The 13,241-nt window shown below is 39.1% G+C and carries 15 protein-coding genes; 9 read left to right on the top strand and 6 right to left on the bottom strand.

The annotated features are described in order from the left end of the window. Complete coding sequence (gene brnQ, locus JTI58_RS17775) at window positions 1-1,341, bottom strand: branched-chain amino acid transport system II carrier protein (RefSeq protein ID WP_205442643.1); 1,341 nt, start codon at window positions 1,339-1,341, stop codon at window positions 1-3. A 167-nt stretch (window positions 1,342-1,508) separates the two neighbouring features. Next, a complete protein-coding gene (locus JTI58_RS17770; RefSeq protein ID WP_004229542.1) occupies window positions 1,509-2,261 on the bottom strand; it encodes an alpha/beta hydrolase in 753 nt (250 codons plus the stop codon). Between the two features lie 284 nt (window positions 2,262-2,545). Here JTI58_RS17770 and JTI58_RS17765 point away from each other — a divergent pair, with 284 nt between their 5' ends. Together JTI58_RS17765 and JTI58_RS17760 are read left to right on the top strand one after the other, a co-directional pair. Beyond that, on the top strand, window positions 2,546-3,427 hold the full coding sequence (locus tag JTI58_RS17765; RefSeq protein ID WP_205442642.1) for a LysR family transcriptional regulator: 882 nt from the start codon (window positions 2,546-2,548) through the stop codon (window positions 3,425-3,427). 90 nt (window positions 3,428-3,517) lie between these two features. Continuing rightward, window positions 3,518-4,195, top strand: a complete 678-nt coding sequence (locus tag JTI58_RS17760; protein ID WP_243456104.1) for a DUF5412 family protein — start codon at window positions 3,518-3,520, stop codon at window positions 4,193-4,195. A 5-nt stretch (window positions 4,196-4,200) separates the two neighbouring features. Here JTI58_RS17760 and JTI58_RS17755 read toward each other — a convergent pair whose 3' ends face one another. Next, window positions 4,201-4,992, bottom strand: coding sequence for a DUF1835 domain-containing protein (locus JTI58_RS17755; protein WP_205442640.1), 792 nt, complete (start codon window positions 4,990-4,992; stop codon window positions 4,201-4,203). Window positions 4,993-5,004: 12 nt separating this feature from the next. Then, window positions 5,005-5,628, bottom strand: a complete 624-nt coding sequence (locus JTI58_RS17750; RefSeq protein ID WP_205442639.1) for a LysE family translocator — start codon at window positions 5,626-5,628, stop codon at window positions 5,005-5,007. A gap of 215 nt (window positions 5,629-5,843) precedes the next feature. On the opposite strand from JTI58_RS17750, the gene JTI58_RS17745 reads away from it, so the two are divergent. The 6 genes from JTI58_RS17745 to JTI58_RS17720 all read left to right on the top strand — a co-directional run bounded on the left by JTI58_RS17745 (window position 5,844) and on the right by JTI58_RS17720 (window position 11,321). Beyond that, on the top strand, window positions 5,844-6,227 hold the full coding sequence (locus tag JTI58_RS17745; protein ID WP_205442637.1) for a sodium:proton antiporter: 384 nt from the start codon (window positions 5,844-5,846) through the stop codon (window positions 6,225-6,227). Between the two features lie 385 nt (window positions 6,228-6,612). Continuing rightward, complete coding sequence (proB, locus tag JTI58_RS17740) at window positions 6,613-7,707, top strand: glutamate 5-kinase (protein WP_205442636.1); 1,095 nt, start codon at window positions 6,613-6,615, stop codon at window positions 7,705-7,707. Window positions 7,708-7,720: 13 nt separating this feature from the next. Beyond that, window positions 7,721-8,971: a glutamate-5-semialdehyde dehydrogenase gene (locus JTI58_RS17735; RefSeq protein ID WP_205442635.1), complete on the top strand. Its 1,251-nt coding sequence runs from the start codon at window positions 7,721-7,723 to the stop codon at window positions 8,969-8,971. A gap of 49 nt (window positions 8,972-9,020) precedes the next feature. Then, window positions 9,021-9,905, top strand: a complete 885-nt coding sequence (locus tag JTI58_RS17730; protein ID WP_205442633.1) for a DMT family transporter — start codon at window positions 9,021-9,023, stop codon at window positions 9,903-9,905. After that, window positions 9,905-10,867 (top strand): carbohydrate kinase family protein, encoded by a 963-nt coding sequence (locus tag JTI58_RS17725; protein ID WP_205442632.1) that lies wholly within the window; start codon window positions 9,905-9,907, stop codon window positions 10,865-10,867. The genes JTI58_RS17730 and JTI58_RS17725 overlap by 1 nt, the downstream gene beginning before the upstream one ends. A 64-nt stretch (window positions 10,868-10,931) precedes the next feature. After that, on the top strand, window positions 10,932-11,321 hold the full coding sequence (locus JTI58_RS17720) for an RDD family protein (protein WP_205442631.1): 390 nt from the start codon (window positions 10,932-10,934) through the stop codon (window positions 11,319-11,321). A 130-nt stretch (window positions 11,322-11,451) separates the two neighbouring features. On the opposite strand, the gene JTI58_RS17715 is transcribed toward JTI58_RS17720, so the two are convergent. Together JTI58_RS17715 and JTI58_RS17710 are read right to left on the bottom strand one after the other, a co-directional pair. Beyond that, entirely contained in the window at window positions 11,452-12,135 is a 684-nt protein-coding gene (locus JTI58_RS17715; RefSeq protein ID WP_243456102.1) for a hypothetical protein, read from the bottom strand. A gap of 94 nt (window positions 12,136-12,229) precedes the next feature. Next, entirely contained in the window at window positions 12,230-12,661 is a 432-nt protein-coding gene (locus JTI58_RS17710; RefSeq protein WP_205442629.1) for a GNAT family N-acetyltransferase, read from the bottom strand. A 126-nt stretch (window positions 12,662-12,787) separates the two neighbouring features. On the opposite strand from JTI58_RS17710, the gene JTI58_RS17705 reads away from it, so the two are divergent. After that, a complete protein-coding gene (locus JTI58_RS17705) occupies window positions 12,788-13,240 on the top strand; it encodes a MarR family winged helix-turn-helix transcriptional regulator (RefSeq protein WP_205442628.1) in 453 nt (150 codons plus the stop codon). The last annotated feature ends 1 nt before the right edge of the window (window position 13,241 follow it).

The raw sequence follows: 13,241 nt of genomic DNA, 5'->3' as shown, positions 1-13,241 counted from the left end.
TTATATAACTTTTCGAGACGGAATCATGCTTCCAATTACTGCCCCTATTAACGCTGGCAGTATCCATCCTAAGCCAATATCATAAAAAGGTAGCATCGCAGAATAGTATTTCTCTACTGCATCCAATATACCTAACTTCGCATCTGGCACACTTTCTACCAGCGCTTTATAGCCGTCAATCAGGCTAATGAAAAATGTAAATATCATCGCTATGGCATACACTGTTTGCTTATTCTTAAAGAAGGATGAGCTTAGAGCGAGCAAGATTAGGACGATTGCTAATGGATATAAGAACATTAAAACTGGAATAGCATATTTGATAATATTGTTTAAACCAAAATTCGCAATCGTAAAGGATACAGCACACAACAGAAACACAAACCATTTGTAACTAATTTTTGGAAATACCTCATGGAAAAACTCACTACAAGATGTAATTAAGCCGATACTTGTTTTTAAGCAAGCGAGCACGATGATGACCGCCAATAAAATAGCTCCAAATGAGCCGAAATAATGATCGGCCACTGCCGCAAAGATTAAACCACCATTATCAAAAGTCCCGACAGCATTAATACTGGAAGCGCCCATATATGTTATGAGACCATAAATCAGCGTCATTAAAGCCATCGCAAAAATACCTGATGTCCATGTAGCCTTGGCAATTTCCTTACGATCTGTAATCCCTGCACTTTTAATAGCATTAATGACAACAATCCCGAAGGCTAGTGAGGCAAGGGCGTCCATCGTATTATAGCCTTCTTTAAAGCCTGTCATAAAGGCAGCATCCATATATGCACCGATTGGCTGCTGGAAATGGCCCATTGGCTTCGTAATGCTTGTAATAATTAAAATAAATAAAACAACTAAAAATGCAGGCGTTAAATATTTACCGATATAATCCATTATTTTCGCTGGATTTAAAGAAAAATAGTAGACAATAGCAAAAAATATAAAGCTAAATACAGCTAGTAGCAGTGTTGCATGCTGTGCTTGAATATATGGCTCAAACCCTACTACAAATGGTACAGTTGCTGTACGTGGGATGGCAAAGAATGGTCCGATTGTTAAGTACAAGGCCAATGAAAAGATGATGCCAAATAGAGGATGAACACGATTGGCTAGATCTCGTAAACCATTACTACCTGATAAGCCAATCGCCAAAATTCCGAGGAATGGTAAGCCGATAGCAGTCACTAAAAATCCGATTAATCCAAACCAAAAATTAGTCCCAGCAAATTGACCCATTTGAATAGGAAAAATGAGGTTCCCTGCTCCAAAATACAGTCCAAATAACATTGTTCCAATGACTGCGTAAGTTGAAAAAGGTATTTTTTGTTGCATAATTGATGTGCTCCTTAGAAGTTTTAAACTATAGCAAATTATTTTAATCGAATGATTTTTCACTACAATTTCATCATGTTATCAAGCATTTATTATAATTACAATAGTTTTTTCGTTTATCCAGAGAGATTCAACAAAAAAAGAGCTGCCTACTGACAGCCCCCTCCTTAGTTTGCAACTGACCATTCAATATGATCTAAAAATTTGTAAACATCTTCATACACTTTATCGCGTTCTTTATCTAATGTAATAATGTGACCAGAATTTTCATACCAAATGATTTCTTTGTCATCTGTTTCTACCGTATTTAAAATAAAAGGTGCACTTTCTTGGTAGAGGTCATCATCTAATGAACCTTGTAACACAAGTGTTGGTGCTTTGATTGTTGATAATTCTTCGCGCGTTTCCGTTGTTAAACGTGTTACGCCATCCAATGAATCTTTTGGTGAAATACGTAATTCATGTAATTCTGAAATAATTTGATCTTTTGATTTATTTTCAAAGTGTTTATATAAACGAGCATAGTGGTACAGACGTGTGAATAAGCCTTTTGAATTATCACGTGTAATCGGTGCACACATCGCTACACATGCTTTTACAGGGAATGTCTCTGCCACTTTTAATGAAAAGACGCCACCAAGTGAAATCCCAACTACAGCGATTTCTTCATAGCCTTTCTCTTGTAGGAAGTTATATCCTTCTACTACATCGTTCCACCAGTCTTCTGGTTTTGTTTCTAATAATGCTTCTGGTTCTACACCATGCCCACTATAGATAGGTGCATGCACAGTATAACCGCGTTGAGATAAAAATTCTCCTAGCTTTTTCACATCTTTTGTGCTACCTGTGAATCCATGCAGTAATAGTACGGCTTTATTGCCTCCCTCGATTGTTAGAGGTTGTGGCTTTGTTAACTTCATTTTATGATATCCCCTTCACGGAAATTGATAATTGTGTATTTTATGTGTCTATCTTATCACCCTTTATTCATAATGTACAATTTATAGTTTTTATCAAATCAATGTGTATTGTGCATGAATGATGTCAACTTAACGGCTGTACTATCACACTTTCAGCTACTTAACTTTTCCATTCTGCTAAATAATTGCAACGTCCTTTTAAAATTTTTTTGCTCCCTATACTTCCCGTCTGTTTCCCGTTATAATGCAGATAACTTAAAAATAACGAGAAAAGAGGTGAAAAAATGGAGTGGCAACAATTAGAATATTTTGTAACCGTTGCAAAGTTAGAGCATATGACACGGGCTGCCGAAGCATTAGCGATTTCACAGCCAGCACTTAGTCGTTCAATTTCAAAGCTGGAGGAAGAATTAGGTGTACCGCTTTTCGATAGACAAGGGCGCTCGATTATGCTAAACCGATATGGAGAACTGTTTTTATATCGTGTACAGCGAATGCGTAAAGAATATGAAAAGGCTGTTTTAGAATTACAAGAGCTGAATAATCCAGAGCTTGGAGAAGTATCACTCGGTTTTTTACATACACTTGGAACGAGTATTGTACCGGACTTGATTCGCGCTTTCCGTCAAAAACACCCCCATATCCGTTTTCATTTCACACAAAACTACTCCCATTCACAGTTAAAACAATTGCTGGCGGGTGAGTTAGACCTGTGCCTACTAGCTGCGATTGATACAGAGCCGCCAGTTTGCTGGAAGGAATTATGGCGAGATGAGCTCTTTATAATGGTCCCGATTGACCATCCGCTTGCTGATCGTAAAAGCATCAAAATGAAAGAATTGGAGCATGAAAGTTTTGTCTTAATGAAAAAGGGCTATGCACTTCGCCGCTCTGCTGATCGCTTATTAAATGCTGCGGGCATAAAGCCTAAAATTTCTTATGAAGGTGACGAAGTATCGACCATCGCTGGATTTGTTGGTGCGGGGCTTGGCGTTTCCTTGCTACCAGATGATGAGGATTTAAACCCGAAAAAAATCGTTAAAATCCATGTTGAGGATATGGTATGTGAACGCATTATCGGCATGGCCTGGATAGAAAATCGTTATTTACCACCATCTGCACGTCAGTTTAAACAATTTGTTTTCGATTTTTATGACAATAAATAGAAAGAGCGAGTGACAACATCATCTAGATGTCCATGTTACTCGCTTTATTTTCTAAAAGGCACTGTTTCACCATACTAGGGAGGTAATAATTTGAATTTATTACTTAATACATTAGGTTTTTTTGTATTTTTATTTACCTTGATCGTATTGTTCATTTTTGTTATCAAATTAATGATTTTCTTTTTTAAACAGAAAAACTTCCCTAAAAAAACATTAACAGTACTATTGACAGGTTTAGTCCTGTTTTTGGGAATATTTATGTATATCCAATATTTTTTTACGTTTAGTACTTTAGATAAAAAAAATACGCAAAAGGTGCCCGAATCTGTGTCATCTCCTACAGGAAAATATACAGCGCACGCTTATTATGAACCATATGGTGGTGCAGGTCCAAGTGGTGGTGTTCATGTATGGGTAGAAATTTTAAATAATAAAGCTCACACAAACAAAATCGTCTATTATGCAGAGGCAAAAAGTCAATTCTCGATGAAATGGCTAGATGAAGAAAAATTATCCATTGTTAATAAAGAGCCTCATTATACCAACTCAAATAGAAGTATAATATTAAGTATTGATAAAGAGATTTATCATGAAAATGGCTTGGCTTGTCAAAGTTTGTTGATGAAAGCTGAATATGAAAAGTGCTATCAACATGAAAACGGTTTAATTAATAGCCGTACACCCCAACTTGAACCAACAACTTCTTGCATTTGGAACAATAAAAAATCAGGCTTTGTTCGCCTGATTTTTTATTGTTCATTCATTTAAATGTATTAAAGTAATTTAACCTGATAGGAAAAAATATCCGATGTATCGCCTTTCATTGCAAATACGCCTTGTTCAACGAGCGTTAGCAAGCGATACTCTACAAAGTCATTTCCTACATAATGGACAAATGTTTCAAATGTCTGTGCCAAAATATGCGTGGGCATTAGCCACTCTTCATTGTGCTGTATATGCAAATTTTTTGCACTGGCGATAATGTAGGCATCCATTGCATCTTCCTCTACATGATGCAATCGTTCATTTTTCCACAGGCGTAGTGTACCTGGCTGTTCTATGATGTGTGCCCATTCCTTAGCGAGTTGCTGACATTCTTGCACAGAGAATCGTTTGGCACTAGGGCGGAGCTTCATTAGCATTTCTGAGGAAAGTTCTCCTGTATGGCGAATGTCCATATTGGGTTGAATACTCTTCATTGCCTCTGTTGCATCAATGCCATACACCATACTGCATTTATGAATTAACTCACTCATTACATAGCGCAGTCCAATTTGTTCATGGGTGTTGTGACTATACCAAATCCATACATCCACATCGCAGGGTAAATTGGCGATTTTCTTCTTCCAGTTTTCATACATATCATCGTACAATTGCTGGTCATCTTCATCCAAAATATGCGTGGCTAACCAAGTTTTACGTTCGTCAAAGTTTTGAAGAGGTCCAATCGAGAGATCGTCATGGACACTTAGAACTGATTCATTTCGCTGCAAACGATGTTGACGAATTGCAAGTTTCATAGAACCCTGTGTTGCTAAGCTAAAGGTAATATGTAAAATAGCCATGTCCATTCCTCCCTACTGTTTGCTGATAGCAATTTGTATTCCAATAAATGTAAATAAGATACCTTGAACCGTATTCAATCGCTTAGCAATCGCAGGTTTCCCAATAATGACTTGTCTAACTTTCCCTGCAAATATACTAAACAATGAAAATAATACAAGTGCTTGTATTAAAAATACAATACCCAAAATAAGCATTTGAAACGCCACATGTCCTTGCGATGGATTGACAAACTGTGGTAACAGCGCTAGGAAAAATAACGATACTTTAGGATTTAAAATATTCATTAATATTCCTTTTTTATATAATTTAATATAAGCTTGCGTATTTTGCTGTTGCAAGGTAAAAGGGTCTCCCTTAGCACGAAAAGATTGCCAAGCTAAATATAATAAATACGCTGCTCCTGCAAATTTAACGATTGAAAAAATAATAGTCGATTGATAAATAATCGCAGAAATACCGAGTACTGCTGCACTAATATGAACAAGTAGGCCCGTGCATAATCCAAGTGATGTCGCAATACCCGCTTTTTTATCCTGTGTAATACTTTGGGCAAGCACAAATAAATTATCGGGCCCTGGCATAATGGTTAAAATAATCGCAGCCCCTAAAAACGCAAATAACGTTGAGATTTCCAAAACTTTCCCTTCCTTCAACTTCTTTTAAAAAACTATTTACATTATACTACATGACGTTGTTCACACTAGATGTAAGTTTATGACTTTATCCAAAACTTTTTTTGAATTTTCGTTTCACAAATTATGCTCGTTCAAGCGATACTTTTCTTCCCTAATCCATTATAATAGTAGAAACTCATGATAAAATAGATAACTTCCATAAGAGGTGATTGATAATGGCAGTAAGTGATATTGTTTCGCAATATGAGGATGAGCATGGACAGGTGTACTATAAAATGAAATCCCATGACATTGAGGTGAAGGCCACCCAGAACGCTGGTTTAGCCCCTGTCATCACGTATTGGATGGCTGACAAAGAGATTACGGATTCCATTCGAAATTTACGCTTCAGTCCACGTGCCCCATCTAGCTATATTCAAGATTATGAAGAATTTCAAGCAATGCTTTATGCGAAAGAGCAACGAGCCATTAACCAGCTTTATGAACAAATGAGCATCAAACCAAAAAATATGTCCTCTGGGAAACAAGTCATTTGGAGCTTCTTTGTCATTGTGTTGGCTATGCTTCCCCTTTTCATCGCGATTTGGTGGTTTAAATAATCGATTAGGTTGCCTCTTCATCATTTTAGTGCATCCCTTTCTTAATTTATCAAAACTTTCAAGTAATTTATCCATTCAGCTTGACAGACTAATAGAAGTAGTGCATCCTTTAGTCAATAGATGAGAAAACGAACGAAGACCAGTAATTAGCCACTGCTTGAAAAGAGAGCGATGCCCATCGGCTGCAAGGCATTGTACAAGAAAGACTGATGAAACCTACTTCGTGAATCGTCCTAGCCAAACTAGGCGCAGTCTCTAGCGTTATGAGAAAAGTGGAATGTCGCATGATATTCAATGTAGGTGGTACCACGGAAGGCAAGTCTTTTCGTCCTAATTTTTAGGATGAGAAGGCTTTTTTTGATTCAGTAATGATGGAGGTAGTGAAATGGAGAGAAAAAGGATCGTTGTTAAAATTGGCAGTAGCTCTTTAACGAACGCAAAAGGTGAAATCGATAAAGTTCGCTTAATGGACCATGTACAGGCAATCGCTGAATTGAAGAAACTGGGACATGAAGTTTTACTTGTCTCGTCAGGTGCCGTAGCGGCGGGCTTTAAACAACTTGGCTACCCTGCTCGTCCTGTGACGGTGAAAGGAAAGCAGGCAGCTGCTGCTGTAGGGCAGAGCCTACTCATTCAAACGTATAGTGCTTTATTTAGTATTTACGATATCATGCCTGCCCAGATTTTACTGACACGCACGGATTTTTCTAAAAAAGAATGCTATAAAAACGCCTATGCCACTTTCGAGGAATTGTTAGAACGATCAATGCTACCGATTATTAATGAGAATGATACTGTGTCTATTAGTGAGTTAACCTTTGGTGATAATGATATGCTGTCCGCACTCGTAAGTGGGCTTGTCCATGCAGATCAGCTCATCATTTTAACTGATATCAATGGCCTTTATAATGCCAATCCCAATAAAAATCCAGAGGCAGAGCGCATTGATCGGTTAACAGCCATTACGGATGAGCTGTTAAGCTTTGCAGATGGTACAGGGTCAAAAGTTGGCACGGGTGGCATGGCCTCTAAGCTACTGGCAGCACGAACAGCGCTCCGTGCAGGAGTGAAGGTATTTATTGGAACAGGTCATGGTGCACAGAAGCTCGTTGATATTTTAACAGGACATGGTGATGGCACGTATGTGGAGCATGATGAGCTTGCCGTGTTAACAAATCATAAACAGTGGATTGCACTTACGGAAGTTTCTGGTAAAATTTTTATAGATAGTGGCGCTGAACAAGCTTTAATGGACAATGGCAAAAGCTTATTACCTGCTGGCGTCTATCGTGTTGAGGGTGATTTTGTCAATGGTGATGTTGTAGAAGTCTATAGTGAGAAGGACTTATTAGGACGTGGCGAAGTGCTGTACTCCTCCCAAGAGCTTATCTCTGCCATGGGAAAACGGACAGATACATTGTCGAAATGCCCTATTGAGGTGATTCACCGAGATAAGTGGCTGAAAATTCAAACAAATTAAGGAGGAATGACAAATGACAAATGAAATTCAAGAAAAAGGACAACGCGCTAAGGCCGCAAGCTACGTGTTAAATATTAAAACGACCTGCGAAAAAAATGAAGCACTGAAAAAAATTGCTGAACAGCTATTAATCGATCAGCATGACATCATGGCTGAAAATGCCAAGGATTTGGCACAGGGTGAGCAACAAGGCATGCCTGCTTCTACGTTGGATCGCATCATGCTCAATGAAGAGCGTATAGCGGCAATGGCAGATGCCATTCATTTACTCATCTCCTTAAACGATCCAGTAGGCACAATTGTTGAACGTATTGATAAAGACAACGGTCTACGCATTGAAAAAAGAATCGTGCCGCTTGGTGTCATCGGTATGATCTATGAGGCTCGACCAAATGTCACAGTCGATGCAGCGACACTTTCTCTGAAAACGGGCAATGCAGTCATTTTGCGCGGAAGCTCCTCCGCTAAGTATTCAAATATCGCTCTTGTCGCAAGTATTCATCGCGCCCTTGCTAAAACATCCATCCCTACCGATGCTGTGCAATTAATTGAGGATACAAGCCGCGAAACAGCTAAAGAACTATTTCATTTAAAAGAGTACTTAGATGTACTTATTCCTCGTGGTGGCAAAGCGCTGATTGATTTAGTTGTCAATGAAGCGACTGTCCCTGTACTCGAAACAGGTGCGGGCAACTGTCACATTTACGTGGATCAAATGGCGGATTACATAAAAGCAGAAAAAATCTGTCTGAATGCTAAAACACAGCGTCCTTCTGTTTGTAATGCAGCAGAAAGCTTACTCATTCACCCTGCTTGGTTTAAGGAACACGGTGGCCAGCTTTTAACGTCCCTTCACAACGCAGGCGTAACGATCATTGGTGATGACCAAGTATGTCAGCGTTTTGAAGCTGCCCTTCCAGCTACGGAGGATGATTATGCGACAGAATACCTTGACTTAAAAATAAGTGTTAAATTGGTAGAGAATGTCTATGAAGCTATTGAGCATATTCATTACTTTGGGACGAATCATTCTGAGGCCATCATTACAGAAGATCAATTAACTGCCGAGACGTTTTTAAACAATGTCGATGCGGCGGCAGTGTATCATAATGCCTCTACCCGCTTCACGGACGGCTTTGAATTTGGCTATGGAGCAGAAATCGGCATTAGTACGCAAAAGCTACATGCCCGTGGGCCAATGGGCTTGCCTGCATTAACATCAACAAAATATGTTATTCATGGCAATGGCCAAACTCGTGAATAGATGGTTTTCTTACTTAATAGTTTAATAAAAAATAGAAGGAAGGTTTCGTATGAACATCTCAGCAATCATTAAACTAACAGTCTCCATGGCGCTGTTTGGTTCCATCGGCTTTTTTACCGTTCATACTGGTGTTCCCGCTACAGAGCTTGTCTTTGTTAGATGCATTTGCGCAACCCTCTTTCTAGGTGGCATGTGGCTCATCACGGGTGGACATAAAACAGAAGTTTGGGATAAGAAAGAAATTCTCCAAACACTTATTTGCGGTGTCTTTATTGTGTTAAACTGGGTATTTTTATTTAAAGCTTTTGAAGAAATGTCCATTTCAATTGCCATTTCCATCTATAATTTAGCCCCTATATTTGTGTTAATTTTAGGCGCTGTTTTTTTGAAGGAAAAAATGACCATTCAGGCACTTGTAGCAACAATCACTTGCTTTATCGGTAGTATTTTTATCATTGGTCTCAATAATTTTGTGTCGTTATCAGAGTTTATGCAATCTGGCTTTGTCTGGGCATTACTGTCAGCAGTATTTTATGCCCTCACCATGCTAACAAGCAAAACCATTACGAAGCTTAGCTCCTATGCGTTAACCTATATTCAAACAACGGTTGGAATCGTGATACTACTTCCTTTTATCGACTTCTCGCTGTTTGATGGATTAACGACAAGCAATTGGTTTTATATACTTGGTACAGGCTTTATTCATACAGGATTTGTTTACTATTTATTTTTTGATAGTATACGCAGTCTTTCTACCATTCTTGTATCCGTATTAGTTTTCGTCGACCCTGTTGTCGCCATTTTACTAGATATGCTACTGCTTGATTTTATGCCAAGCTTTATGCAAACGATGGGGATCCTTCTCATTTTTGCTGGTATTTTTTATACGATTTATGTTCCGAAGAAAAAGCGGCTACCACAGGAGGTCTCATAATGGGCAAGCTCTTCACAATTGGGGAATTATTAATTGACTTTACACCGACACAGCAACGCGGCTCCCTTGCCAATATCGAGCATTTTACTAAACATGCAGGAGGAGCCCCTGCCAATGTAGCCGCTGTCTGTGCAAAGCTAGGTCAACAGGCAGCTCTTCTCACACAAGTTGGTCAGGATGCCTTTGGTGATTTCCTGATTAAAACGTTGCAGCAAGCAGGTGTAGATACGCAGTTTATTCGTCAAACAACGGATGGCGAGACAAGTCTTGCTTTTGTTTCATTAAACGAACATGGCGATCGAGATTTTCAATTTTATCGCCGACATGCTGCAGATCTCTTGTACAAACAGGAATACCTCCCCTCACAGCTATTAACAGCGCAAGATATCGTTCACTTTTGCTCTGTTAATCTTGTGGGGAGTCCTATGAAGCAAGCACATCTTGCCTTTATTGAGCAGGCACATCGAGCAGGGAGCCTCGTATCCTTTGATCCGAATGTGCGCCTTCCTTTATGGCAGGATGAGGCTGCGTGTCGTGAAACCATTTTAGCCTTCTTACCTAAAGCCCATATTGTCAAGCTTTCAGAGGAAGAGCTATTGTTTTTAACTGCACTAAAAGATGAACAGGCGGCTGTCCAAACATTATTCCAGGAGCATGTAGCCATCATCATCATTACACATGGCGCTGCTGGGGCTACTTTATATACGAAGAAGCATCATGTGAAGGCTCCTGCTGATAAGGTACAAACCGTTGATACAACTGGGGCTGGTGATGCATTTATAGGCGCTATTTTAAGTCAATTTCTCCATCATGAACTATCATTGGATTATGTGGTAGCCCATTGTGAGCAGCATGCGATGTCACTGCTATCTTTTGCAAACCGTTATGCAGGCATTTCGACAACCAAGCATGGGGCGATTCCCTCCTATCCTGTACTTTCATTAGATATGAATCTAGGATAAATCGAAACTTTTTGTCCTTATTGTTCGTATGTACTAGTGACAGGTCAATTAAAGGAGGACTTATATGGAATCGATAACAAAAAAACGCACAGCAGCATTTTTAATCGATACAGCTATTTCAACGGCTGTCACGTTTGGTGTTGAACATTTCCTACGAAAAAAAGTAAAAAATGAGGCTGTTCATGCACTTGTTACGCCAACTGTCGTATTGTGGGCACTAGAATATGCACAACTTCGTAAAAATGGACAAACCATTGGCTACAAAGCAATGGGATTAACACTTGAAAATGAAGATGGTCGTCCATTAACAGAAGGGCAAATTATGAAACGCATGGCTTATCGAGACACCATCAGTACGTTTGATTATCTAAAAGATCGCCAAGCCTTTGAGCAACAGCATGGACAACGTCTTCCTCATGACAGCTTTGCTGGTACAGTTGTAAAGGAAAAATAAATGAAAGCTGCCTAATTAGATTGGGCAGCTTTCTTTAATTGGAGCATTTTGCTAAAGTGTTAATCTTCCTTATCGCCTGAACCATTACAAAAAGTAGGAAGGAATTATACTGCCTCTTTAGAGAAGTACGCTAATCTTTCGCAATAAACTGCTGTATATCATTCGATAAAATCGCTTTTTCTGAAGGAAACCAAAAATAAGTAGTGCCATCAAATTGGATGCCATATTGAAAAGCAATGGCTTCGTCTGTATAAAGGAGTACATCATAACGACTTGTATCACCATTTGGTTCAAAGGATGGGGCTAGTTTACTGTTGGCTAAAATCGACTGTATAGCTTCCATGTCAGACGGATCTGTATAGCTAGCCGTTTTTCGATTGCCTTCTTCCAGAGAGAATGTGTAAAATTCTATTTTCTTCACTTGTGCTAATGGAACCTGATCAAAATGCCGTCGTGGCGGCGCCTCATCTCTTACCATATAAATTCGATAGCCATTAATCACCGACTGATCCTCTACCGCAATGGCATCGTCAAGACCCTTTATCGCATAAAGCTTCGTTCCTTTCTCATGAAAGGCTGCATCGCCATCCTTAAAACGATAGGAGGTCCTTTTGATCTGATCAGCCACTTTAAAATTAACTTCCCCTATTTCCTTATCAATGAATGAACGATCGGCTAACGCTACTTCATAAACAGCTTCATATTGTTTACCATCCCATTTGATTAAATCGACCCATTCGATTATGACTTGACTACCGCAAGCAGTCAGCAACAAACACATGGTACAAAGGAATATCCATTTCTTCAACAACATCCCCCCCTTTTTGCAGTAGACCCAAGCAACAATTGAAAAGTTACAAAGTATTCCGCTAATCTGGCATGTTAGTGAAAAACGGTAATTTCATCTACTACCAGTATTTCTTCATTAGAATATGGGGAATGCCACAATCCATAAATTCTTCGCCTTCACGCTGATAGCCTAATTTTTCATAAAAGCCCTCCGCATAGGACTGGGCATTTAATTTTGCTTTTGTTAGTCCTTTATCTCGTGCAATTTGCTCTAGGCCCACAATAACTTCTTTGCCAAGGCCAAATTTGCGGTATTCTTCCAATATACAAATACGCTCTAATTTGCCATAGCCGTCCACAACTCGAAGTCTACCTGTTCCAACGGGTTGCTCATTGTAATACACCAAAATATGGTCGCATGGAGCATCTAGCGCATCAAATTCATCATACTCTTCTTCCTCAGGCACTTGCTGCTCTTCAATAAAAACGTTTCGTCGAAAATCGAACGCTGTTTGTAATTCCGCTTCAGTTGTTACTTTTTTTATACGCATAAACTAATCCTCCTAGTTTCTCCTGCCTTATCATCTTCCCTAGGTGCAATTTCACTTCGAAGATGATAGTATTAGTATAGAACGATTTTTATTGCAATTACAATAAAAATCTCAGGAGGATCGAACATGAAAGAAATCTTACGTGAAATAGGTGCCATTGCACGGGCATTGGACTCGATTAGCAATATTGAATTTAAGGAATTGGATTTGACGAAGGGGCAATATTTATATGTCATCCGTATTTGTGAAAATCCTGGTATTATTCAAGAAAAGGTCGCAGAGCTATTAAAGGTGGATCGTACAACGGCTTCACGGGCTATTCAAAAATTGGAGACCAAAGGCTTTATTGAAAAACGGATTGAACAAGGCAATAAGAAAAATAAATTGCTCTTTCCAACAGCCAAAAGCATGGACATCTATCCTTTTTTAAAACGGGAGGGCGAATATTCCAATGCTCGTGCGCTTGAGGGATTTTCCAATGAGGAGATGGACAGCATTCACAGTCTACTAACACGTGTGTTGCATAACATCGAAATTGACTGGGAAGAGGTAAAAAAAGGGCATAAACGACAGTATTAAA

This window comes from Lysinibacillus fusiformis (assembly GCF_016925635.1).
In the GTDB taxonomy this organism is placed as follows: Bacteria; Bacillota; Bacilli; order Bacillales_A; family Planococcaceae; genus Lysinibacillus; species Lysinibacillus fusiformis_F.
The sequence above is the reverse complement of the archived record's forward strand: the minus strand, read 5'-3'. Positions and strand labels throughout refer to the sequence as shown.

Bases quoted from the DNA above. Each gene is read 5' to 3' on its own strand.
- brnQ (WP_205442643.1), bottom strand. From the start codon at position 1,341: ATGCAACAAAAAATACCTTTTTCAACTTACGCAGTCATTGGAACAATG.
- JTI58_RS17770 (WP_004229542.1), bottom strand. From the start codon at position 2,261: ATGAAGTTAACAAAGCCACAACCTCTAACAATCGAGGGAGGCAATAAA.
- JTI58_RS17765 (WP_205442642.1), top strand. From the start codon at position 2,546: ATGGAGTGGCAACAATTAGAATATTTTGTAACCGTTGCAAAGTTAGAG.
- JTI58_RS17755 (WP_205442640.1), bottom strand. From the start codon at position 4,992: ATGGCTATTTTACATATTACCTTTAGCTTAGCAACACAGGGTTCTATG.
- JTI58_RS17745 (WP_205442637.1), top strand. From the start codon at position 5,844: ATGGCAGTAAGTGATATTGTTTCGCAATATGAGGATGAGCATGGACAG.
- proB (WP_205442636.1), top strand. From the start codon at position 6,613: ATGGAGAGAAAAAGGATCGTTGTTAAAATTGGCAGTAGCTCTTTAACG.
- JTI58_RS17735 (WP_205442635.1), top strand. From the start codon at position 7,721: ATGACAAATGAAATTCAAGAAAAAGGACAACGCGCTAAGGCCGCAAGC.
- JTI58_RS17730 (WP_205442633.1), top strand. From the start codon at position 9,021: ATGAACATCTCAGCAATCATTAAACTAACAGTCTCCATGGCGCTGTTT.
- JTI58_RS17725 (WP_205442632.1), top strand. From the start codon at position 9,905: ATGGGCAAGCTCTTCACAATTGGGGAATTATTAATTGACTTTACACCG.
- JTI58_RS17720 (WP_205442631.1), top strand. From the start codon at position 10,932: ATGGAATCGATAACAAAAAAACGCACAGCAGCATTTTTAATCGATACA.
- JTI58_RS17715 (WP_243456102.1), bottom strand. From the start codon at position 12,135: ATGTTGTTGAAGAAATGGATATTCCTTTGTACCATGTGTTTGTTGCTG.
- JTI58_RS17710 (WP_205442629.1), bottom strand. From the start codon at position 12,661: ATGCGTATAAAAAAAGTAACAACTGAAGCGGAATTACAAACAGCGTTC.
- JTI58_RS17705 (WP_205442628.1), top strand. From the start codon at position 12,788: ATGAAAGAAATCTTACGTGAAATAGGTGCCATTGCACGGGCATTGGAC.